At 65.9% G+C, this 22,068-nt stretch carries 18 protein-coding genes and 1 rRNA gene; 7 read left to right on the plus strand and 12 right to left on the minus strand.

From position 1 onward, the window contains the following. Positions 1 to 63: 63 nt before the first annotated feature. A complete protein-coding gene (locus BM449_RS04120) occupies positions 64 to 1,581 on the minus strand; it encodes a glycoside hydrolase family 13 protein (RefSeq protein WP_083544376.1) in 1,518 nt (505 codons plus the stop codon). A 54-nt stretch (positions 1,582 to 1,635) separates the two neighbouring features. Between BM449_RS04120 and glpK the strand changes: the two genes are divergently transcribed. Both glpK and BM449_RS04130 read left to right on the plus strand, forming a co-directional pair. Beyond that, on the plus strand, positions 1,636 to 3,150 hold the full coding sequence (glpK, locus tag BM449_RS04125; RefSeq protein ID WP_071800172.1) for a glycerol kinase GlpK: 1,515 nt from the start codon (positions 1,636 to 1,638) through the stop codon (positions 3,148 to 3,150). Positions 3,151 to 3,194: 44 nt separating this feature from the next. Next, entirely contained in the window at positions 3,195 to 4,847 is a 1,653-nt protein-coding gene (locus tag BM449_RS04130) for an FAD-dependent oxidoreductase (RefSeq protein ID WP_233831063.1), read from the plus strand. Here the strand turns inward: BM449_RS04130 and BM449_RS04135 are convergent. From BM449_RS04135 to BM449_RS04165, 7 genes are all read right to left on the minus strand, one after another. Continuing rightward, positions 4,814 to 6,484 carry an alpha-amylase family protein gene (locus BM449_RS04135; protein ID WP_071800173.1) on the minus strand — a complete coding sequence of 557 codons (1,671 nt, stop codon included), beginning with the start codon at positions 6,482 to 6,484 and terminating at the stop codon, positions 4,814 to 4,816. The two genes, BM449_RS04130 and BM449_RS04135, sit on opposite strands and share 34 nt — an antisense overlap. Before the next feature lie 55 nt (positions 6,485 to 6,539). Further along, the gene (locus BM449_RS04140) at positions 6,540 to 7,559 is read right to left on the minus strand and encodes an ABC transporter ATP-binding protein (protein WP_071800174.1); all 1,020 of its coding nucleotides are present in this window, start codon (positions 7,557 to 7,559) and stop codon (positions 6,540 to 6,542) included. 24 nt (positions 7,560 to 7,583) lie between these two features. Continuing rightward, complete coding sequence (locus tag BM449_RS04145) at positions 7,584 to 8,345, minus strand: carbohydrate ABC transporter permease (protein ID WP_071801956.1); 762 nt, start codon at positions 8,343 to 8,345, stop codon at positions 7,584 to 7,586. Between the two features lie 157 nt (positions 8,346 to 8,502). Next, positions 8,503 to 9,354, minus strand: coding sequence for a sugar ABC transporter permease (locus tag BM449_RS04150; protein ID WP_071800175.1), 852 nt, complete (start codon positions 9,352 to 9,354; stop codon positions 8,503 to 8,505). Then, positions 9,354 to 10,634: an ABC transporter substrate-binding protein gene (locus BM449_RS04155; RefSeq protein WP_233831066.1), complete on the minus strand. Its 1,281-nt coding sequence runs from the start codon at positions 10,632 to 10,634 to the stop codon at positions 9,354 to 9,356. The genes BM449_RS04150 and BM449_RS04155 overlap by 1 nt, the downstream gene beginning before the upstream one ends. Before the next feature lie 2 nt (positions 10,635 to 10,636). After that, entirely contained in the window at positions 10,637 to 12,157 is a 1,521-nt protein-coding gene (gene ggpS, locus BM449_RS04160; RefSeq protein ID WP_071800176.1) for a glucosylglycerol-phosphate synthase, read from the minus strand. A gap of 60 nt (positions 12,158 to 12,217) precedes the next feature. Beyond that, positions 12,218 to 13,240, minus strand: a complete 1,023-nt coding sequence (locus BM449_RS04165; protein ID WP_071800177.1) for a hypothetical protein — start codon at positions 13,238 to 13,240, stop codon at positions 12,218 to 12,220. 147 nt (positions 13,241 to 13,387) lie between these two features. Here BM449_RS04165 and BM449_RS04170 point away from each other — a divergent pair, with 147 nt between their 5' ends. Then, positions 13,388 to 13,597, plus strand: a complete 210-nt coding sequence (locus tag BM449_RS04170; protein WP_071800179.1) for a photosystem I reaction center subunit IV — start codon at positions 13,388 to 13,390, stop codon at positions 13,595 to 13,597. An 85-nt stretch (positions 13,598 to 13,682) separates the two neighbouring features. Here BM449_RS04170 and BM449_RS04175 read toward each other — a convergent pair whose 3' ends face one another. From BM449_RS04175 to BM449_RS04185, 3 genes are all read right to left on the minus strand, one after another. Continuing rightward, complete coding sequence (locus BM449_RS04175; RefSeq protein ID WP_071800181.1) at positions 13,683 to 13,988, minus strand: sugar transferase; 306 nt, start codon at positions 13,986 to 13,988, stop codon at positions 13,683 to 13,685. A 226-nt stretch (positions 13,989 to 14,214) separates the two neighbouring features. Further along, positions 14,215 to 14,595, minus strand: coding sequence for a hypothetical protein (locus tag BM449_RS04180; RefSeq protein WP_145536609.1), 381 nt, complete (start codon positions 14,593 to 14,595; stop codon positions 14,215 to 14,217). Between the two features lie 62 nt (positions 14,596 to 14,657). Further along, entirely contained in the window at positions 14,658 to 18,023 is a 3,366-nt protein-coding gene (locus tag BM449_RS04185; RefSeq protein WP_071800185.1) for a glycosyltransferase, read from the minus strand. 62 nt (positions 18,024 to 18,085) lie between these two features. Between BM449_RS04185 and BM449_RS04190 the strand changes: the two genes are divergently transcribed. Genes BM449_RS04190 through mtnC form a run of 4 tightly spaced genes read left to right on the plus strand, consistent with a single transcriptional unit; the run spans position 18,086 to position 21,788 of the window. Further along, the gene (locus tag BM449_RS04190; protein WP_145536606.1) at positions 18,086 to 19,459 is read left to right on the plus strand and encodes a hypothetical protein; all 1,374 of its coding nucleotides are present in this window, start codon (positions 18,086 to 18,088) and stop codon (positions 19,457 to 19,459) included. 37 nt (positions 19,460 to 19,496) lie between these two features. After that, entirely contained in the window at positions 19,497 to 20,345 is an 849-nt protein-coding gene (locus BM449_RS04195; RefSeq protein WP_071800188.1) for a DNA-formamidopyrimidine glycosylase, read from the plus strand. A gap of 40 nt (positions 20,346 to 20,385) precedes the next feature. Further along, on the plus strand, positions 20,386 to 21,033 hold the full coding sequence (gene mtnB, locus BM449_RS04200; protein ID WP_071801958.1) for a methylthioribulose 1-phosphate dehydratase: 648 nt from the start codon (positions 20,386 to 20,388) through the stop codon (positions 21,031 to 21,033). Further along, a complete protein-coding gene (gene mtnC / locus BM449_RS04205) occupies positions 21,030 to 21,788 on the plus strand; it encodes an acireductone synthase (protein WP_083544379.1) in 759 nt (252 codons plus the stop codon). Before mtnB ends, mtnC begins: the two co-directional genes overlap by 4 nt. A gap of 130 nt (positions 21,789 to 21,918) precedes the next feature. Here mtnC and rrf read toward each other — a convergent pair. Next, positions 21,919 to 22,035: ribosomal RNA gene (gene rrf / locus BM449_RS04210) — 5S ribosomal RNA — on the minus strand. Positions 22,036 to 22,068 lie beyond the last annotated feature (33 nt).

Consider the following 22,068-nt stretch of genomic DNA (forward strand, 5'->3'; position numbering starts at 1 on the left):
TGGATCCGGTGCCAATCCCACCCCAGATCTGGTGTGTGGCCACTGTAGCGACGCCAGATCTGCTCAGCTCGCCGGGAAGGCCAGCACCAGCCCGTGCTGGGGCGGCAGCTCGCGGGGCGGCGGCCCACCCACCGATTGCGGTGGCCAAAGCACCGTGGTGGCGCCGGCGGGCAGCGCCAACGGCAGCGCCAGCAGCCCCCGATTGATCACCACCCAGACCCGCTCCGGGCCTTCACCCCGGCTCAGCTGCAGGAGATCATCGTGGCCGCTACCGGTGAAGGCCAGCTCAGATGAGCGCAAGGCCGGCTGGCTACGGCGCAGGGCACTCAGCCCGGCCAGCAGCGGCCGCAGCGGTGGCGCGGCGCCCAGGGGAAAAGCGTCCCAGGGCATGGCCTCGCGGCAGCCGGGTTCAGTGCCACCAGCGAGGCCCATCTCGGTGCCGTAATAGAGGCAGGGCGCACCCGGCAGCAGGAACAGGAGCAGCAGGGCCAGGGCCAGGGCCTCCCGGTCGCCGCCGAGCACATGCAGGGCCCGGGGGGTGTCATGGCTGTCAAGCAGGTTGAGCTGGCAGCGGTTGATCGCCGGGCCGTACCAACCCAGCACCTCCTCAACCCTGGCGCGGAAGCCGGCCTGATCCAGGGGCTGGTAGGGGGGCTCGGGCAGGGCCGGCAGCCGCAGCTGAGCCGGCACCTGCCTGGCGCCGACCCAGCCGAGGATCGCCCAGGCCAGCGGGTAGTTCATCGTGCCGTCGAACAGCCCGCTCTGCAGCCAGGGGCGGGCGTCGCGCCAGAGCTCGCCGACGATCCAGGCGTCGGGCCGCTCAGCGCGCACCACCGCCCGGAACTCCCGCCAGAAGTCGTCGGGTACCTCATCGGGCACATCCAGCCGCCAGCCATCCACCCCGGCGGCAATCCAGTGCCGCGCCACCGCCAGCAGATAGGCCCGCACCGCCGGGTTGGCGTGGTTGAAGCTGGGCAGGGCCGGATCGTTCCACCAGCAGTGGTAGCCACAAGAGCCGTCCTTTGCAGCAGCGCCACCGCCACCACCACCGCCACCGCCGTAGGGGTTCAGTGGCCAGTGCTCCACGTGGAACCAATCCACGTAGGGCGAGAGCGGCCCGTTCTCGAGCAGGTGATGGAAGGCCCAGAAGCCGCGGCCGCAGTGGTTGAAGACGCCATCGAGGATCAGGCGCATGCCGCGGCGATGCAGCTCCGCCACCAGAGCGGCCAGGGCGCCGTTGCCCCCCAGCAGCGGGTCCACCTGGAAATACTCGAAGGTGTGATAGCGGTGGTTGGCGGCTGAGGCGAAGACCGGATTGAGATAGAGGCAGGTGGCGCCAAGTTCCTGGAGATCGTCGAGCGCCTCGATCACGCCGTAGAGATCACCGCCTTGAAACCCCTGGGCGGCCGGGTCCTCCCCCCACGGCTGCAGGGCCAGCCCCTGCTGGGCCGCCACCTTGCCGCTGCGGCGAAAGCGGTCGGGGAAGATCTGCACGATCACGGCATCGACCACCCAGTCAGGGCGGCTGGCGGGGTGGCTGGCGGGGCGGCTAGCCGTGTCGTCGTTCGTGTCAACCCGCATCGACCAGCCTGAACATGCGCTCAACAGCGCTAGCACGGACAAAACGGAGCCCCCATGCCCAACGACGCCCTCCTTCTGACGCTCGACCAGGGCACCACCAGCTCGAGGGCCTCCCTCCACACCGCCGCAGGCCAGAGGCTGCTCAGCCGCAGCGCTCCCCTGAGCTGCCGGCACCCCGCCGACGGCTGGGTCGAGCAGGACGGCGAAGAGATCTGGGCCAGCCAGCTGGCGGCCCTCCAAGCCCTGGAGCAGGCGATCAGCCCGGAGCAACGCCGCGCCGTGGCGGCCTGCGGCATCGCCAACCAGCGGGAGACCACCCTGCTCTGGCATCGCCGCAGCGGGGCACTGCTGGGGCCGGCGATCGTCTGGCAGGACGGCCGCACCGCCGGCCTCTGCGCCGACTGGAAACGCAACGGCCTGGAGCCGTTGGTGCGGGGCCGCACCGGCCTGCTGCTGGATCCCTATTTCAGCGCCAGCAAGATCGTCTGGCTGCTGCGCGAGCAGCCGCAGGCGGCGGCCGCTGCTGCGGCCGGGGAGCTCTGCTTTGGCACCGTCAACAGCTGGCTGCTCTGGCGCCTCACCGGCGGCCAGGTGCATGCCACCGACCGCAGCAACGCCAGCCGCACCCTGCTGATGGACCTGGAGCGGGGTCAGTGGGATCCGGAACTCTGTGACGCCTTCGGGGTGCCGGCCGGCCTCCTGCCGGAGCTGCGCCCCTGCCACGCCGACTTCGGCGCCATCACTGCGGAGCTGCCCTTCGCCGGTGTGCCGATCCGGGCCATGCTCGGCGATCAACAGGCCGCCACCCTGGGTCAGAACTGCCTGCAGCCGGGTGAAGCCAAATGCACCTACGGCACCGGCGCCTTTCTGGTGATCAACACCGGCAGCAGCATCGTGCGCAGCGACGGGGGCCTGCTGAGCACCTACGGCTGGTGCGGCGCCGACGGCTCCGCCACCTACTGCCTGGAGGGCAGCGTGCTCAATGCCGGCACCGCCATCCAGTGGCTGCGTGACGGGCTGGGCCTGATCGAGAGTTCCGCCGAGATCGATGCGCTGGCGGCAACAGCTCCCGCCGGCAGCGGCCTGATGCTGGTACCGGCCTTCACAGGCTGGGGAACGCCCCACTGGGATCCCCACGCCCGCGGCCTGCTGATCGGCATCACCCGCGACACCGGCGGCGGCGCCATCGCCCGGGCCACCCTCGAGAGCATCGCCCTGGCCGTGGCCACCCTGGTGGAGCTGGCCACCGAAGCCCTGGGAGCTCCGCTGAAGGAGCTGGCCACCGATGGCGGCGCCGCCGCCGCCGATGGGCTGCTGCAGGCCCAGGCCGACAGCTGCGGCCTGGAGGTGCGCCGCCGCGCCGATCTCGAGAGCACCAGCCGGGGCGTGGCCCTGCTCGCCGCCCTCGATGCCGGTTTGGTGCCTGGCCTTGAGGCCTGGGCGACCATCCCCGGCGAACCAGCCGCCAGCCGCTTTCAACCAAGCCTCAGCGAAGACGACCGCCAGCGGTGGCTGAAGCGCTGGCGGGAGGCGGTGCGTCGCAGTTTGGCCTGGTATGCGCAACCCTGAGGAGAGGCCCAGAGCCGCCCAGACCGCACCTCCGCAGAGAATCCTTGCCGATCGCCAACGGAATGTCTTCTCCTGGCCCCAACCATTCAGGCCCCAGTCACGGCCCTGACCAGAACCCTGGCCACGACCCGGACAAGGTCTTCGATCTGCTGGTGATCGGCGCCGGCGCCACCGGCGCCACCATCGCCTTGGAGGCCGTGCGCCGCGGCCTCTCGGTGGTGCTGGTGGAGGGCAGTGACATCGCCTCGGGCACCAGCAGCCGCAGCACCAAGTTGCTGCATGGCGGCGTGCGCTATTTGGAGCTGGCCGTCAAAACCTTTGATCTGCGCCAGCTGCAGCTGGTGCGCGAAGCTCTGGGCGAGCGCGGCCACTGGCTGCAGGCCGTGCCGTTCCTGGCCCAGCCCCTGGAGCTGCTGCTGCCCACCCGCAACCCGCTGGCCACCGCCTACTACGGCGCCGGCCTGGCGGTCTACGACCTGCTGGCCGGCCGGCGGCGCATCAGCGCCAGCCGCTGCCTCTCGCGCCAGGAGGTGAGCCGCCAGATGCCCGAGCTGGCGCCTGGCCACGGCGGCGTCGCCTACGCCGATGCCCGCTTCGACGACGCCCGCCTCAACCTGCTGATCGCCCGCAGCGCCGCCCTCGCCGGCGCCGCTGTACACACCCGCAGCGCCGTGGTGGAGCTGCTGCGCGACGGCCAGGGCCAGCTGAATGGGGCCGTGATCGCAGCGGAGCCGGATGGCGCCAGGCAGCGGCTGCGCGCCCGGGTGGTGGTGAACGCCACCGGCATCGGCGCCGACGCCCTGCGCCGCATGGCCCAGGCCGATCTGCCGCCCAGGCTGCAGGTGAGCCGCGGCATGCACGTGGTGCTCGACGACGACCTCTGCCCCGGCGGCCTGGGCCTGCTGGTGCCCGCCACCGACGACGGTCGGGTGCTGTTCATGCTGCCCTTCTTCGGCCGCACGCTGGTGGGCACCACCGACACCGCCTGCCCCCTGGCCGAAGCCGAGCGGCCCGCCGCCAACGAAGAGGCCTACCTGCTCGACTACGTGCAGCGCTGGTTCCCCTCAGATACTCCACGCCAGGTGAGCAGCCGCTGGGCCGGCGGCCGCCCGCTGTTGCTGCCCGAAACAGCGGCGGAAGCGGCCGCCGGCACGGCGCGGGTGGTGCGGGAGCACGCGGTGGAGCGGCTCAGCTGCGGTCTGATCAGCGTGATGGGCGGCAAGTGGACCACCTGCCGCAGCATGGCCATCGACGCCCTGGCCGTGGTGGCCGAGCAGCTCGGCCGGCCCTTGGGGGAGCCTGTCGCCGGAGCGATCCTGGGTGCCGCCAGCGACCCCGGCCGCAGCGCCGCCGAGCTGGCCGCCCTGGCCACAAAGCTCAGCAACGAGCTGGGAGGCCCACTGGCGGCCCACCTGATCGCCAGCCATGGCCTGGAGGCCCCCGCGGTGCTCGCCTGCGCCGCCGATGCCAGCGAGCGCACCCCCCTCAGCGACGTGATCCCCCTGACCGCCGCGGAGGTGCGCCACATGGCCCGCCATGAGTGGGCCCGGCAACCGGAGGATGTGCTGGCCCGCCGCTGCCGGCTGGCCTTTGTCGATCAGGCCGAGGCCGACCGGCTGGAGGGCACGGTGGGCGATCTGCTCGAGCAGGAAGCCGCCGCGGCCTACTCGCTCACCAGCCACCAGAAGAACCCATAGGCGGGCAGGTAGACGAACCACTCCGGGCTCGCCGGGGCAAACTCACAACCCCAGAGCGTTTCGCGCATGCGATGGCCCTGCCACTGGCTGAGGTCGAGCCGGGTGGAGGCGCCCGTGCCGGAGAGGTTGGCGGCCACGATCACCGTCATCGCCGACAGGGTTTCCTCGCCCTCGCTGCGCTCCTGGCAGGAACGGGCGTAGCAGAGCACGCTGGGGTGGCCGCTCTCGATCATCACCATGTCGCCGTAGCGCAGGGCCGGTAGCAACCGGCGACTGGTGAGCATGCGGTGGTGCCAGTTGAGCAGGGAGCCCGAGAGCTGCTGCTGCACCTCCACGTTGACCACGCGGTAATCAAAACCGGGTGAGGTGATCGGCGGCAGCACCAGCAAGGGGTCTGGAGCGCTGGAGAAACCACCGTTGGGGGCCCGGCTCCAGGCCATCGGTGTGCGGTTGGGGTCGCGGTCGCGCAGTCCCGGCCAGTCGCCCATGCCCAGTTCATCGCCGTAATAGAGGCAGGGCAGGCCGGGCAGGCTGTAGATGAGGGCATGTAGCAGGGTGTTGGGCCTGGCATCGCCATTGAGCAGGGGGGCCAGCCGCCGGTTGATTCCCCAGTTCAGCCAGTGGTCACGTGCGTCGGGAAAGCCATTGAGGATGGCCTCCACCACCGCATCGGGCACCAGGTGACCATCCCCGAGCCAGAGCTCATCGTGGTTGCGCAGCGGCAGGGCCCAGCGGCAGCCCGGCACCATCTCCTGGGCATGGGTGAGGCAATCGCGCAGGGCATCGCTGCGGCCATTGGCCACGGCCGCGAACAGGTGGGCCGTGAGGCCGAAGTCGAAGGCGGCATGCAGTTCATCGTTGGCCAGGTAGGGCGCCGACTCATCGACCGGCTGGATCGCCTCGGCCAACAGCAGCACATCCCGCCCGCTGGCCTCCACCCGGGCCCTCAACCGCCGCAGGAAGGCGTGAGTTTCGGGCAGGCCCTCGCAGCGGCTGCCCTCCGCCTCGAACAGGAAGGGCACGGCATCGAGGCGAAAGCCGTCGGCCCCCATGTCCAGCCAGAAGTCGACCACCTTCAGCATCTCCTCCTGCACCTCGGGATTGGCGTAGTTGAGATCGGGCTGGTGGCGCAGGAAACGGTGCAGGTAGAACTGGCCCGCCACCTCGTTCCATTCCCAGTTCGAGGCTTCGAAGTGGCGGAACAGCACCGGCGCATCGGCATAGCCCTGGTCGTCGTCGCGCCAGACGTAAAAATCACGCTCGCTGCTGCCCTGGGGCGCCCAGAGGGCGCGCTGAAACCAGGGGTGCAAAACGCTGGTGTGGTTCAACACCAGGTCGAGGATCACGCGGATGCCGTGGATGTGGGCCTGCTCCAGCAACAGCCCCACGTCGCGAAGATCGCCGAGATCGGGGTGGACGCTGGTGAAGTCGGTGATGTCGTAACCGCCATCGCGCAGCGGCGAGGGATAGATCGGCGTCAGCCAGATCGCATCGACCCCGAGCCACTCCAGGTAAGGAAGTTTCTGGGTGATACCGGCCAGGTCACCGATGCCATTGCCGTCGGCGTCGTGGAAGCTGCGCGGCATCAACTGATAGATGACGCAGCCTTCCCACCAGGGAGGTTTGGCTTTCGGCATGACAGTGAATGGAGAGGGTGAATGGAGGGGGTGAATCGAGAGAATGAATTGGTGGTCAAGCCGTCAGACGCCGGCCGCCGGCCGCAAATCGATGCTCATGTTGTGGCTCCCAGGCGATGCGCACGGCATCGCCGATGCTTCGCCCGCCATCGCAGACCCAGCGCAGGGGTCCGCGGGCTGTGTCGAGCTGCAGTTGCTGGCTGGCGCCCTGCCATTCCCGACTCACCACCCGAACCTGCAGTCCACCTTCCCGCACAGCATGGAGGTGTTCGGGCCGCACGGCCAGCAGGCTGCCATCGGGTTCTTGGAGCACGTTGATCTGGGGCCGACCGATGAACTGGGCCACAAACAGCGTGGCGGGTCGGTGGTAGAGCTCGCGAGCCGTGCCGCACTGCTGCAGGCGGCCGGCATCGAGCACGGCGATGCGATCGGCGATGCCCATGGCTTCTTGCTGGTCATGGGTGACGTAGACCACCGGCGCCCCACCGCCGCAGAGGATCGCGCGCAGCTGGGGCCGCAGCTCCTCGCGCAGCTGGGCGTCGAGGTTGCTCATCGGTTCATCGAGCAGGAACACCTGCGGGCGCCGCAGCAGGGCCCGAGCCAGGGCCACCCGCTGGCGCTGGCCGCCGGAGAGATCGGCGGGCCGCCTTTGGCGCAGCTCACCGAGCTGCAGCAGCTCGAGCACGGCATCGAGGTCGCGGGCGATGGTGGCCGCATCGACGCCGCGGATCTCCATCCCCAGCGAAAGGTTGCGGGCCACGCTCAGGTGGGGATAGAGCGCGTAGCTCTGAAACACCATCGCCACCTGACGGCGGGCCGGCGGCAGGGCGGTGATGTCGCGCTCGCCGAGCAGGATGCGGCCCCGGTCGGGGGAATCGAGGCCGGAGATCAGGCGCAGGGTGCTGCTCTTGCCGCAACCGCTGGGGCCGAGCAGGGCCAGGCACTCGCCGGGGCTCACCGTCAGATCGAGATCTTCGAGGATCGTGCGCGCGCCGATGCGGCGGCTGATCCCCTCCAACTGCAACGCCGTGGCAGCGCTGGTGGTGGTGCTGGAAATCGTGCTGGAAACGGTCATCGGCGGGAGCGGCGGACAGCAGGTTCAACCCTTGATGGCGCCCTGGGTGAGGCCGGCCACGATCGGCCGCTGAAAGACCAGCAGTAGCAGCAGCAATGGCACGCTGCCCAGCACCGTGGCCGCAGCGAAGGCGCCATAGGGAACCGAGAACACCGAGGAACCGGCGATGCGGGCCATGGCGGGCGCCAGGGTGAGCAGCTCCGAGCGGCTCAGCCAGGTGAGGGCGATCGGGAACTCATTCCAGCTGAACAGAAACACGAGCACGGCCGTGCTCGCCACCGCCGGGCCGAGCAGGGGCACCAGGATCCAGCGCAGACGCTGCCAGAGGCCAAAGCCCTCCAGCAGTGCGCTCTCTTCGAGCTCGCGGGGCAATTCGGCAAAGGCCGCCTCCAGCAGCAGCACCGCCAGGGGAAGCGAAAGCCCGGCATAGGGCAGACAGAGCGCCAGCAGGTTGTTGGCCAGGCCGAACTGGCGCGCCAGCTGCAGCAGCGCCAGGAACAGCAGCACCGAGGGGAAGGCGGCGGCCACCAGCAGGGCCCCATCCACCAGCTGCCGCTGCAGGCCGCCGCGCCGCTGCAGGGCGTAGGCGCAGGGGATGGCCAGCAGCAGGGTCAGCAGCGTTGTTCCCACCCCCACCAGGGTGCTGTTGAGCAGGTAGCGCCAGAAGGGCGGATCACTGCTGAGGATCTGGCCGTAGTTGGCCAGGGTCCAGCCCCGACCGATCGCCGCCAGCCCGCCCAGCAGGGCATCGGGGGTGCGCAGCGAGGTGTAGAGCTGCCAGAGCATCGGCGCGAGGCTCCAGAACAGCAGCAACGCCACCAGGGTCCAGCGGCGCGGGTTCTGCCCCCTCTGTGAGGCGATCGGTTGTGCAGACGGCGAAGCAGGCATCGGATGCGGGGTGCTTGACAAAAAAATCAGTGCAAGGAAAAGGGCGCGGGGCAGCTCAAGCCCTGGCAGGACGGCGCAAAACCAGCAACAACACGCCCCCCAGCAGCAGCAGCACGCCAAACATGCCGATCATCACGGTGGCGCTGTAGCCGAAATCGAGGAAGCGCATGGCATTGAGATAGGCGTAGCCCGCCACACTCTCGGTGCTGCTGGCAGGCCCGCCGCCGGTGAGCACCACGATCAGATCGAAGACGCCCAGGGCCTGGGCCAGGCGGAACAGCAGCACCAGCAGCAGGTAGGGCCTGAGCAGGGGCAGGGTGATGCGCAGCAAGGCCTGACGGGCGCTGCCACCCTCCAGCGCCAGCGCCTCGTAGAGATCGGCGGGGATCATCTGCAGCCCGGCCAGCAGCAACAGGGCCACGAAGGGCGTCGTCTTCCAGACATCGGCAAAAACCACGGCCAGCCAGGCCAGGGAGGGGGAGGCGAGGAAGGGCAGCGTGCTGCCGGTGAGGCCAGCGATCACGCCGTTGATCGGGCCGCTGGGGTCGTTGAAGATCCAGCGCCAGCCCAGGGCCATCACCGTGGTGGGCAGGGCCCAGGGCAGCAGGGTGAGGCTGCGCACCAGCCCGCGACCGCGCCAGCGCTGATTGAGCAGCAGGGCCATGGCCAGGCCCAGCCCCAGCTCCAACGACACCGACACCAACGCGAAGCGCAGGGTCTGGGCCGCGTCCTGCCAGAAGCGGGCATCGAGAACCAGGCGGTGCCAATTGAGCATCCCCACCGGAACGGGCTGGAGATCCGTGAACAGGTTCTGGGCGTGGAAACTCAGCCACAGGTAAGAGGCCATCGGCCAGAGGAACACCAGCAGCAACAGCAGCAGGGCCGGGCCGATCAGCACCACGCCCATCAGACCGCCTCCACGCCACTGGCGTTGAGCACCGCCCGGCTGCTGCGTCCGGCCCGGCCCATCGCCACTTCAGGGGCCGTCCCGCCGGTGATCGCGTCGCTGAGTTGGCGCTGAAGGATGTCGCTGAGTTGGGCATAGACCGGGGTGATCGGCCGCAAGGCCGCCACCTCCAGGGCCTGGCGCAGGGCGGGCAGCAGGGGCAGGGCCGCACGCAGCTCGGGATCGTCGAACAGGGAGGCGAGCGTGGGCGTGTAGCCCCAATCACGGGCCAGCCGCCGCTGGCTCTGCTCACCGGTGAGGGCCTGCAGCACCGCCACGGCTTCGGCCGGATGGGCACTGCCGCGCAGCACCGACAGCCCCCAGCTGCCCTGGGTGGCAGCCGGCGACTGGCCCGGCTCCGCCACCATCGTTGTGATCGCCACCTTGCCGGCCACGGCACTGCCCGGTTTCTGCAGCTCTTTCCAGGCGTAGGGCCAATTGCGCATGAAGGCGGCCTCGCCACTGGCGAAGGCCTGCAGGCTTTCGGGTTCGGCGAAATCGGCCACCGACGCGGGCGTCACACCCGTTTCGACCAGCTGGCGCAGCCAGGAGGCGGCCGCTGCGGCCTGGGGTGAGTCCAGGCCGATGCCGCTGGCCGCCGCCCCGCCCCACTGGCCGCCGAAGCCACGCAACACTTCGAGGAACACACAGCTGAGGCCCTCGTACTGACGGCCCTGCCAGACGTACCCCCAGCGCACTAAGCCCTGCTCTTGCAGCTCTTTAGAGCGATCCACCAACTCGGCGGGCGTGCGCGGCGGCGCCGCCATCAGATCGGTGCGCCAGTAGAGCAGGCCCATCGAGGCCAGCATCGGCAGGCGCCAGAGCTGGCCATCGAGGCGATTGCCCTCGCGGGCACCGGGCACAACATCGACAAGGGGATCGCCGTCGAGCCAGTCGTCGAGGGGCAGCAGCCAGCCGGCGGCGGCGTATTTGGCCGTCCAGGTGACATCCATCATCAGCAGGTCGTAGGGGCTGTCGCCCAGCAGCAGGCTGCTGATCGCCAGATCCGACACCGCCTCAGTTTCAAACGGTCCGCGGGCCACGGCGATGCGCAGCCGACGGTGGTCGCGGTTGAAGGCCGCCACCGTGTCAGCGGTGGCTTCAGCGAAGGGAGCGGGCATCAGCACGGTGATCGTCAGCGGCGGCCGCGCCCAGGCCACGGGCAGCGCCAGCAGGACCAGGATCCCAGCCAGGACGATCGCCAGGGCCAGCGCCCGGGGCCTGGCTCTGGCACGGCCCACGATCACAGAACGCTGAGTTCACCCAGCTGCTGCTCGGCCCAGTGCTCCACGGTGAACTCCTCGACGGCCTGGTTCATCGTCACCATGCGCTCGCACTGTTCGGGCTTGGGCATCACCAGGGCTTCGGCAATGGCCCGGTCCATGCTGCCGTGGGAGTAGGGGTTGGCGAGCACCGCCCCCTGCAGTTCCACCGACGCTCCGGTGAATTCGGAGAGCACCAGCACCCCATCGCGACCCCGCCGGGCCGCCACGTATTCCTTGGCCACCAGGTTGAGGCCGTCGCGCAGGGGGGTGATCCAGCAAACATCGGCCTCGCCGAACCAGGCCACCAGCTCTTCGTAGGGAATCCGCCGGGTCGAGAGGCGCACCGGCGTCCAGTCGATGCGGGCAAAGCGGCCGTTGATGCGGCCGACGATTTCTTCCACCGCCCGCTGGATGTCGTCGTAGATGCGCATGCCACCGGCAGCCGCCACGCAGCCAAGGAACAGCTCAACCTTGCCGTGCCAGGTCTTGTCGGCCTCCAGCAAACGCTCGTAGGCGAGCAGCATCTCCTCGTTGCCCTTGGTGTAATCCACCCGGGAGGCGGAGAGGATCAGCTTGCGGTCGGAATGCTGCTCCGAGATCTGCTTCGACATGGCGCAGATCTCGGGACTGGACGCAATGCGGCGGATCTGATCGGGGGAGGTGCCCACCGGCGAGGCGACGATGCGCACGCGCCGGCCTTCATGCATCAGGTAAGGAACAACGAACGGTTCGGCCAGGGCGCTGCCGTTACGGCGGAACTTCTCGGCGACCGGCACCGGATCCACCCCCTTCACGGCGCGGAGGCTGACGGCCGAGCGGGCGAAGTTGTTGGCGTAACGGGGAATGTGGAAACCGACTAAATCACAACAGAGCAGGCTGTCGAGGATTTCATCCCGCCAGGGAAGAATGCTGAAGACGTCTGTGGACGGGAAGGGCGTGTGGTGGAAAAAGGCGATCCGCACATCGGGGCGTTCCTTGCGGATGTAAGCGGGCGCGAGCCAGAGATTGTAATCATGAATCCAGATCGTGGCCCCCGGTGCGGCTTCCAGGCAGGCCGCCCTGGCGAAGGAGGCATTCACCTCCTCAAAGATGCACCAGTCGGAATTGTCAACGCTGAAATGGCTGGGAAAGGAGTGCAGAATCGGCCAGAAGGATTCCTTCGACGTGACGTGATAGAAGCTGGATATTTGTTTGGTGGTCAGCGGCAGACGCCGCAACATGAAGTCGTTGGGGGGATCCATCTGGACCAGTTCGTCGTCTGACGGCCCCTCTTCGTCTTGGCGGCGCCAGGCCACCCAGGTGCCTGAGCGCTGGCTGCGAAACAGGTTCCTGAGGGTGGGAATGATGCCGTTGGGGCTCTTCTGATCCACCCAATGCCGGGTTCCATCGGCATCGATCTTTTCATCGAACGGCGAGCGGTGATAGACGAGCACAAAGGCGCTGGTGCCCGCCACCGCTGGGGCTGTAGCCGGAAGGTCTGCGGAAGTTTTGCTGGTCATCTCTGGCCTTCACGTGGGGCCATCCTCTCACCGTTGAACGGGGGCGCTCAAAGTGAGCGTTCAGGGCAAGGGAGGCGCTTCAAGCTGGTCTGGGCTTTCTTCCACCAGTTGAATCCGCACCCGCTTGCCACCGGCGAGCTCCCCGAGTGACACCCGCAGCGTGCTGCCACTGAGGCTCTGCAACAGGGTGAGCAGCTCGCGCAGGTGGGGGGTGCTGCTGCCGCTCTCCACCCAGAGCCGCTCCTGCAGGCCGCCCAGGCGCCGCCAGCTGGTGTGCAGTTTGAGCACGGCGCTCTCGATGTGCTGGGCCTGGCCAACGGCATCGGCCAGCAGGCCGAGGGCATCGAGGCGCTGGGCTTCCTGCAGGGCCTTTTCAAAGTTGAGGTCTCCCTGCTGGAAGGCCCGCACCGCCGCGCCGGCCTCCGCCGCCTTGCTCAGCCAGCGGGCCGTATGGGTCACGTCCTTGACCCGCTCCAGCTCCGGCTCCTCGCGCAGGGCGCGGCGCAGGTCGTCCTGCTGGGGTTCCGGCAGCTTGGCCAGCTCCTTGACCAGCGGCGCCACAATCCGCGGCGGCAGCAGGTTCTCCTGGGTGCGTTGGCGAATCTCCTCCGGCAGCAGGGGGCTGGTGGCGGCGGTGAACTCATCGGTGAGCCGGCGCACCTGTTTGCGCGTGATCTGGCGGCCCTCGTTGGCCGCCTCGCTGATCATCAGCTGCACCTCGGCGTCTGCCTGGGCCGTCTCCAGGAAGGCCCGTTTCGAGAAGTTGTTGACGCTGGCCTGCTCCAGCAGGCCGCCACCGACGAGGTTGTCGGCGGATTCAGCCAGCTGGATCAGGCCATAGGCCCTGGTTTTGCTGATCTCGCGCTCGCGCAGCCACTGCAGAAAGCCGGTGCCCCGGCCTTCGCCACCGCGCTTTTCCCGATCCCGCACCGAGCCGAGGATGCGGCCGCGCCAGATTTCGGTCTGCAGATCGAAGCGATCACAGACCTCCCAGGCCTCCTCGAGCCGGGCGAGGAACTCGACGGTGCTGATGTCCTCGCGGTTGGGATCGGGCAATTCGAGGCTGAGGACAGGTGCCTCCATCGAGGGCCACGGGCAGGGGAGGCGATCGTGCCACGCGGGCCCGGGCGACCCTTGACCCCGAAGCGGCGACGATTCGTGACATGACCTGGTTGCCAAGCCCCTGCCGCGGGTAGTTTCCGCAAGGAAGTCACCCTCATCTAGGCAGCGATGGCCATTTCACGCGGCGACAAGGTGCGCATCAAGCGGGCTGAGTCTTACTGGTTCAACGACGTCGGCACTGTGGCCTCCGTTGACACCTCCGGTATCCGCTACCCGGTGGTGGTGCGTTTTGACAAGGTGAACTACACCGGATTCAGCGGCACCGACGGCGGCATCAACACCAACAACTTCGCCGAGTTCGAACTCGACAAGGCTTAAGGCCGTAGGCCTGAGGCTCTAAAACCTGATAATCCTGCCCGGAGTTTCCGTGGCAGGATTTTTTTGCTGGTCGTCAGCAGACGAGTCAGAAGGCATTCGGTGAACGGATGTTCAGGATGGTTTTGATCATGATCTTGAGATCGAGCCCGAGCGACCAATCGCGTTGGTAGCGCAGATCAGCCTCGATACGCTGAACCATCGCCTCAAGATCAGCGGTTTCGCCGCGCCACCCTTCCACCTGGGCCAGGCCGGTCATCCCAGGCTTGAACTGGTGCCGTTGCATGTAGCCAGGAATCACCTTGCGATAGAGCTCGTTGTGATCCACAGCATGGGGCCTGGGGCCGACAAGGCTCATCGAATCACTCAAAAGGATGGTTTCGCGAAGATGCAAGAATTCATTGCCCGAGAATTTGCTGAGAAAGAGCCAGAAACTACTCTCAACGGTAAAACGTAACCCCAGATGTTTGGATCATCAAGGCAATCAACAAGTTCTACCAAACGATATGGAGCTGATCAGGTTGACGGCCAAGGTCAAATCCACAGCAAGCTAGGCATTGAGTCCGTAGCCTTCCCAAAAAAGTTGCGGTGAAAAACGTTGATCCTGGTTCCTATCGTTGTCAGTCGTAGAGGCTTTGGATACGGCCCACCCGTTTCAAACTCTCCTCTCCAAGAGAGCTGCCAGCTCGGCAGAGCAGATTATTGAGGCTCCAGTTCACGTCGCGGCTGCGGAATTCCACCACTGAAGAAGACTGGCCATGGTCTTGCAACAGAGGCCGCAGAACCTTCAACACGGTTTCAAGACTGATCAGGCAGGCGTCGACTACGGCAGGATCCGTGCTGACCATGGAACTATCGGAGCGTTGGAGGTAGCGATACTCCGTTTGGATGGTGCTGGCATAGGTGTGCGCGCAACGGTAAAGCAGCACCGTGCACAGCATGTCTTCGCAGAAGTTCAGCTGGGGGTCCTTGGGGAGGCCCATAGTCTTGAGCTGCGCCATGGCTTGCTCCAAAAGGCTGCGGCGGATCAGTTTGTTGGCCAGGTTGTTATGGGATTCACCAATCAGATAGCTCTCCAGGATGGCGGCATCACGCGCATCGTTTCTGTTGCAAACTGCTGAAGGATGTAAGGGGCCTTCCCTGGTGGCACGACCCAGAATGGACACTCCACCACATCGGCCTCGGTGCTGCGGGCCCTTGCCAGCATCCGTTCCATGAACACTGCTTCCCCGTGGTCGTCATGGTCAAAGAACCAGAGGTAGCTGCCCGATGTTGCATTGGCAACCGCCGCTCGGGCGCGGAAGGCTCCCTGGCGCTCTGGAAGCTGCAACAAGGAAGCGGGGATTCCCTGGGCCCTCAGCCCGTCCAGCACGTCCTCCTCCACAGCGCAGCCATCGGCCACCACCACCACCTCGAAATCGCGGAATGTCTGTAGAACCAAGGCGGCCAGTGCAACCTCCAACTCGCTGACCTTGCCGTGGAAGGGAATCACCACCGAGATCTGCAGGCGCCGGGCTGCGGCTCGGCTCGCCTGATCAAAATTGGGCTTTAAGTGAGCAAGCACTTCAGCGTGATCCACCAGTTGGTCCTGCCACTGCTTCAACAACAGCATTCGGGAATGGGCGCTCTCTGGCAGGGCCTGATCATCTGCAAGGTCAGTCTCCAGAAGCTCCCTGGCTGCGCCCAACACCCATTCCGGGCAGGGGACATGGAGCTGGCTGAGTCGTAACAACAGAACGATCGCGCGCCGGCGTGCTTCACGGCCAGCCACCCCGCCGGCATGAGAACTCTCCCGCCACTGAAGCGCCCCGTAGCGGCTGAACTGTTCGTTCAGGATGGGCAGCCAGCTTGGCAGGGCATCGCCAGAAAGGAGAGGCCCCAGCCGATCCAGCACAACCACGCCAGACCAACACAGCTCGGCTCTCTGGTCCGCATCCGGTGCCGCCTCGGTTTCGGCCTGGATCCGCCCATCGATCGCGGCCAGCAGTTCCATCCATTGGGCGGCGATTCCCTCCAGCTTCAAGGCGATGGCAGGCGGTTGCTCCAGGATGGTGGCGAGTTGATCGAGAGCCTCGCCGTCGCGGCCCGCCGCCAAGGCGTCCAGGCAGGCATCGAGAGCCTGGCGTAAGGCTTCCAGGCCTTGCTGGCACGCCTGTTGCTGCTGCACCCACTTCTGTTCATTCAGCACCTCCAGGCCAACCTCGAACATCAGCGCCACGCGGTGCTCCAACAGGTGGGCACCCCGCACTCGCAAGCTGGCCGCCTCCCGGTCTTGAAGGCGATGGGTCTCGAGCGCACGTTGCCTGGCCGCCCTCAGTTCCCGGGGCGACGACACGTCCACCAGCAGGAAATCACGACCGGCGATCAGGGAAGGAGCCAGGTCGTCGAGCACGGCACCAGCAAGCTCACGATCCACGATTGGCAGTTGTCCAGCTGCAATTGCGTCGAAGAATCGCAACGAGAGATCGGATCGAACCGGCAGGCAAAGCGAGAAGAGATGTTGGCACCAGTCAGCAAAACGCTCTTCGGCCGACATCGTAAAATAGGAATAAACTTCATTTTCTTCAAGCTGTAACTTCACATGCTCACTCACCAAACCCTTGCCATAGCAACGCACAAGTTCACTCCGCCTGGTACCGACAGCCCAGTCACTTTTAGTATTGGAATAACTTGTGAACCGGCCAGATATTTCGGTAGAGCGCTGATCGCCAAGCGGGGTGGCGACAAGAAGCCGTTCCAGCGTAGGCATCGACCACTGGGCGCAGCAGAGTGGCAGTGGATAGGTGGTTCTAGGATTGACATCGGCCAAAAAACCGCTGCCGTGATGATGGGAAGGGACACAGACATCCAGCTCCTTAGCAAGCCTACAATTACTAATGTAGCTATGATGATTGTCCCAGAACCAACCAATCACCAGAGAGTTTGTCTCGGCCCGAATCCGTTGGATCTCCTCCAGCTCCCCGTTGATTAGGTGCAGACACGCTAGATAGAGAGTGTCGCGGCGTGGTGGGCCGAGTTTTTCCCCCACCGTGATCCGCTCAATCTCCGCCAGAGCCGTGCTCCCACAGGCGGGCTCGAGCAATCCACGCAACGTGTCTTCCAGCGTTGCGTATAATCCAGGATCGAAGTATCGCCCCAGCCTCCTGCTGGCCAGATGGATCCGGCGTGGCCGGAACGAACCAAGTCGTTCCTGCTCATCCAAACAGCGGCGAACCATCGCCTTGAGATCGGCGCTGACCCTGGCAGCGAACCGTGGCGGATGTTCGGCCAGCCTTTCGGCAGGATCAGCCAACTTCAGCCTCAAGGCAGCCTGTACTCCTGGCACAGATCCATGAAGCGGGTGCTGCCGCAAGCTTTTCAGGCCAGCCTGCTGCCGCTCCGTGAACCGATGCCCACCGGATGCGAGATCAAGCTGCATCCGATGCCGCTTGGACGTGAGTCCAGTGGAGAACGGAGCCACGGGCGTCAATCCAATCCCTGCCATCTGCAGAAACAAGCCAACGGTGGCATCTTCAAAGAGGATGGTGTCGTTAGCCAAAAACGCCTGATGGGTAACGAAGGCATAGGCGAGCGCCTCCAGTCCGCGTCGCCCAAGCACGTAGGCGAATCCCCCATCGGCGTACTGGCTGACGATCGGTGCCTGATAGCTGAGGCCATCCAGATTCTGGTTCCGGCACGTACCTAAATGATCTCCATTCCAGAACTGGCGATGATTCGGAAAGCCGGTGACAGGATGCCCCGCATAGGCCACGTCGTTTCTGAGCAGATCGTGGAGGTGGGATCGAAAGAGGTCCGCTGAGTCCAGCCGTATGTCGTCTTCGAATTTGTAGATCAGCCGTGGTGCCGCCACCATGGCCAGCAAGGTGTAGGCGAGAAGGCACTTGCTGCAGAGGCCTTCGTAATCGTCGCGGCAGCTCAGACCGAGAAGCGAATCCCCATAGCTGAAGCGAAAACCACCTTCCCGTCCCTCTGGATTTCCCACCGCGATGAGATGGAGCAGTTCGCTGTCCAAGCTCTTGAAGGAATCGAGGCTTCGCTGAGCCTGCTCCACTCTCGGCAGGCAGCTGATATGCAGAATGCAGACCTGATCCTTCAAATCTTGCCGCAGCCGCTCAGCAGCGTCACCGCTGAGCAGTGCAAACAGGTGGCTGCCCAGCGACAGGAAGCCCTCGTTCTGCGCATGCAGCGACCAGATAGCACAGATCCGCCTGAACAGCCACTGATCAATGGCCTCCGGATCGTCGCATTCAGCCAGATCCTCTCGAAAAGATCCCACCAGCTCAGCCAGCCTCAGACGCTGCGCGCTAAGCCCTGGCGCCAACTCCGAAGGCATGCTGAGGCCCTCATTGGCATCAAGCGTGAGACGCTCGAGCTGTTGCGTGTAATCGAGCGCCTGATCGAGTACTTCGAGCACCTGATGGGCCAACATCTAGGCGACAGGGTCGAAGGAATCCATGGCATCCAGTTTAAGGGAGACACGGCGCCGGTATCGTGCGACCTGAGCGCCAGGGGCAACTCCCTCACACCACGGCACCTCCCGACCCTCCCAGCACTCTCTTCTCCTGTCTGTGGGAATCCGCCGATCCCGCGTCGGCCATTCGCACCTTGGCGGCTGGAGCGCTGGAGACCGAGCCGATCTCATTTGACGCGATCGAAGCCGTCTGTCGCTTGCGCGATCCTGACCTGCTCGAACGGGCCTGGCAGCGGCTGAGTCGTTGCACGCCAGGTCCCTGGCAGTGGTATTACCGCACCTGGCTCTGGCTCTGCGCTGGCCGTCGCTGGGACTGGGAGCCCAGCTCCGATCCGCAGGCCTGGGCGATCGTGCCGCTGCTTCCCCCGGAAGGCCTGCGCCGCCTGCGTGCCGCTGCAGCAGAAGGCAGCCTCTCGTTGCCCCCCGATCGGCAACAAGAGTTGCTGACCTGTCTTGCCGCCAGCGAAAAGCCGGCCCCCATCTCCCTAGCGCTCGCGGAAAATTTCTACGCCAGGCTCGGCCCCAGCCTGCGCCGGCCTTGGCACAACTGGGAGTCGCCAGAAGCAGCCAGCCCGGAGGCCCTTGAGGGGCTCGTTGCAACCCTGCGGGATGCCCAGGCGATGCAGCAACCATTCAGCCTGATCCGCCTCGGTGATGGTGAGGGGCTGTTCCTTTGCGGCGAGCGTCACGATCTCGGTGGCGCCATCGCCAACGGCACACACATCGATCCCCAGCTCCATGCCCTGGGCAACCGGCTCGACCCCACCAGCTACGAGCAGCTCCTTGAACACTTCCGTCAGGCCATCGCCGGCAGCGACCTCATCGCCATCCCGGATCTGGAGCAATGCCACCACGGGCCTGAATTCATGCACACCGTGGCCGCTGGCCTGCAGCGCCACTTTCCAGGCGCTGCCCTGGAGAACCTGCGGCCGCGCCTGCTCAACGGCGGCTGGCACCTGCACAACTTCCTTCTGCAACACAATGCCTACCGCCATGGACCGTTCCTGGCGGTGGCGGCAGTGATCGCTCCTTCGCTGCCGCCCTCCCTGGCACACCTGGCGGCGAGCAGCTTCTTGATCCCAGGGGAATTGAACCGCCGTGCCGATGCCTATGGCAGCGATGCCCATTACCCGGTGATCTATGGGCAGGTGCTCGCCTGGATCGAAGCCTCCATCCGCCCGGGAATGCTGGTGCTCGTAGCGGCCGGCATCCTGGGCAAGATCTACTGCCACGCCATCCGCGAGCAGGGCGGCATCGCCCTCGATGTGGGCTCCGTGCTCGATCTCTGTGCCGGCCATGGCCACACCCGCGGCGAATACCGCCTCAACCCCTGGCTCAAGGCGCGGGCGGAACAGGCCTTCACCCCACTCTTCACCCCAGTGCTCGCGTCTTGAGCCTTCCTGCCAGGCTGCGTGAATCAATCCTGAGCGCATGCCCGAACTCCCTGAGGTGGAAACCGTGCGCCGCGGGCTGGAGCGCCAGCTCAACAACGCCTTCGAGATCGACAGGGTCGAGGTGCTGCGGGCACGCGCCATCGCCGCGCCCGCAGATGTCGATCAGTTCCGTGCCGGGCTGATCGGTTGCCTGGTGGGCACCTGGAGCCGCCGCGGCAAATACCTGATGGCCGAGCTGAGCCGCGGCGGCCAGGCGGCAGGCCACTGGGGCGTGCATTTGCGCATGACCGGCCAATTTCTCTGGCTGGATCAACCCCGCGACCCCTGCCGCCACACCCGGGTGCGCTGCTGGAACCGCCAGGGGCAGGAATTGCGCTTCATCGACGTGCGCAGCTTCGGCCAGATGTGGTTCATCCCCTCCGGCCAGGCTTGCTCCAGCGTGATGACGGGCCTGCAGAAGCTGGGCCCCGAACCCTTCAGCTCAGGCTTCAACGGCCCCTACCTGCAGCAGAAACTCAAAGGCTCCGTCCGCCCAATCAAGGCCGCCCTGCTCGACCAGGCGCTGGTGGCTGGCGTCGGCAACATCTACGCCGATGAATCCCTCTTCAACGCAGGCGTGGCCCCCCAGCGCCGCAGCGGCAGCCTCAGCCCCGCAGAGCTCGAGCGGCTATGCCAATCACTGATCGAGGTGCTCGAGATCAGCATCGGCTCAGGTGGCACCACCTTCAGCGACTTCCGCGATCTCAGCGGCACCAATGGCAACTACGGCGGCGTCGCCTGGGTCTATCGCCGCAGCGGCCAACCCTGCCGCCGCTGCGGCCAACCGATCCAGCGCCTGCGCCTGGCAGGACGCAGCAGCCACTGGTGCCCCAACTGCCAGCATTGAACCGGTGCAGGAGAATGGTGATCGTGCCGTGAATGGGTCCGTGCCCACAACCGCTCCTGACGACCAGGCCAGGGCCTTGAGCGCAGTCATCGCGGCGATTCATGCCAGGGGCTGGTGCGACGGCACCGGCGGAAATTTCAGCTGCGTCAGCCGGACCGAGCCGCTGGAGCTGCTGATGGCCCCCAGCGGTGTCGACAAGGGCTCCATTGAGCCCGAAGACCTGATCCTGGTGAATGGCGAGGGCCAGGTGATCGCCGGCCATGGGGCAGCCAGCGCCGAAACCCTGCTGCACCTGGAAATCGTCAGGCGCACGGGGGCCGGAGCCGTACTGCACACCCACTCCCAGGCCGCCACCCTGCTCTCCCGTCGGGCCCTGCGCAACGGGTCGCTGCGGATCGGTTCTCTGCAAATAGAGGGCCTGGAAATGCTCAAGGGCCTGGCGGGCCAGTTCAGCCACAACAGCTCGATTGCTATTCCCGTGCTGGCCAACGATCAGGATCTGCGTCGCCTCAGCCTGGCGGCCTCACCACACCTGGGCGAAGCCCCCCACGGCCTGCTGATCGCCGGCCACGGGCTCTATGCCTGGGGACAGGATCTCTTCTGCGCCCGCCGCCATCTGGAAATTCTCGAATTCCTGCTCGAGCAGAGCTGGCGTGAGTTGCTGCTGCCACCCCTTACCAAGCCATGAACACAGCCACGAACGCAGCCACCAACGCCGCCATGACCACCATCAGCCATGTCCTGCTCGACATCGAAGGCACCACCTGCCCGGTGAGCTTCGTGGCCGCCACGCTCTTCCCCTACGCCCGAGCTCGCCTTCAGCCCTTCCTGCAAGCACACGGGCAGGATGCCGATCTGCAACCGTTGCTCAGCGATCTCAACGCGGCCTGGCACAGCGCCCATCACGAAGCCAAAAAACCACAGAATGAGCCTCCCAGCCTTGATCAACTCTGCCGTTTTCTTCAGCAGCTGATCGATGCCGACCGCAAGCTCACCGCCCTCAAAGATCTGCAGGGATTGATCTGGAACGAGGGCTATGCCGATGGCGAACTGTGCACTCCCCTGTTTAACGATGTGCCACCAACACTGAAGCGCTGGCATGCCGATGGCCTGCAACTGGCGGTGTATTCATCAGGATCCGTAGCGGCCCAGCAACTGCTCTACGCGCACAGCAACGCCGGTGATCTGTGCCCACTGTTCAGCGCCTGGTTTGACACCCGCAGCGGCCCCAAACAGGATCCAGCCAGCTATCTACAAATCGCCAACTCTCTCGCCGTATCTGCCGCCAAAATCCTGTTCGTGAGCGACTCCCTTGCCGAGCTCGATGCCGCCCAGGCCAGCGGCCTGGCCACACGCTTCAGCCGCAGAGCTGGCAATCCAGAACAGCACCCCGGCAGCCACAACCTGATCAACAGCCTGGACGACATTCAACTCACAGGCTGAGTTGAAGTGACTTGAGTTGAAAAGACTGATTTCAAACCACAAAAAAAGCCACCTTGCGGTGGCCTTTTCGTCTTGGTCTAGCCGCTAGATCTAGCCGCGCTCAACCAAAAATGGATGGACAAGAGTTTTATCCTGGCATCGAGCTATTTTTGCAGGAAGCTTCCCTCCAACTATCGTCGCCGCTACTGCGTTTCACAACCGAGTTCGAGATGGATCGGAGTGGGTCCACAGTGCCATGAACACCAGGAAATAATCTCTTGCCCCCAAGGTGAACCCTGAG

The sequence above is a fragment of the Synechococcus sp. SynAce01 genome (assembly GCF_001885215.1).
Classification (GTDB): Bacteria; Cyanobacteriota; Cyanobacteriia; order PCC-6307; family Cyanobiaceae; genus Regnicoccus; species Regnicoccus frigidus.

Excerpts from the sequence above, each read along its gene's own strand:
- BM449_RS04195 (WP_071800188.1), top strand. The coding sequence starts at position 19,497 with ATGCCCGAACTCCCTGAGGTGGAAACCGTGCGCCGCGGGCTGGAGCGC.
- BM449_RS04140 (WP_071800174.1), bottom strand. The coding sequence starts at position 7,559 with ATGACCGTTTCCAGCACGATTTCCAGCACCACCACCAGCGCTGCCACG.
- BM449_RS04185 (WP_071800185.1), bottom strand. The coding sequence starts at position 18,023 with ATGTTGGCCCATCAGGTGCTCGAAGTACTCGATCAGGCGCTCGATTAC.
- glpK (WP_071800172.1), top strand. The coding sequence starts at position 1,636 with ATGCCCAACGACGCCCTCCTTCTGACGCTCGACCAGGGCACCACCAGC.
- BM449_RS04120 (WP_083544376.1), bottom strand. The coding sequence starts at position 1,581 with ATGCGGGTTGACACGAACGACGACACGGCTAGCCGCCCCGCCAGCCAC.
- ggpS (WP_071800176.1), bottom strand. The coding sequence starts at position 12,157 with ATGACCAGCAAAACTTCCGCAGACCTTCCGGCTACAGCCCCAGCGGTG.
- BM449_RS04145 (WP_071801956.1), bottom strand. The coding sequence starts at position 8,345 with ATGCTCTGGCAGCTCTACACCTCGCTGCGCACCCCCGATGCCCTGCTG.
- BM449_RS04165 (WP_071800177.1), bottom strand. The coding sequence starts at position 13,240 with ATGGAGGCACCTGTCCTCAGCCTCGAATTGCCCGATCCCAACCGCGAG.
- BM449_RS04135 (WP_071800173.1), bottom strand. The coding sequence starts at position 6,484 with ATGCCGAAAGCCAAACCTCCCTGGTGGGAAGGCTGCGTCATCTATCAG.
- BM449_RS04180 (WP_145536609.1), bottom strand. The coding sequence starts at position 14,595 with ATGGCGCAGCTCAAGACTATGGGCCTCCCCAAGGACCCCCAGCTGAAC.
- BM449_RS04170 (WP_071800179.1), top strand. The coding sequence starts at position 13,388 with ATGGCCATTTCACGCGGCGACAAGGTGCGCATCAAGCGGGCTGAGTCT.
- mtnC (WP_083544379.1), top strand. The coding sequence starts at position 21,030 with ATGAACACAGCCACGAACGCAGCCACCAACGCCGCCATGACCACCATC.
- BM449_RS04150 (WP_071800175.1), bottom strand. The coding sequence starts at position 9,354 with ATGGGCGTGGTGCTGATCGGCCCGGCCCTGCTGCTGTTGCTGCTGGTG.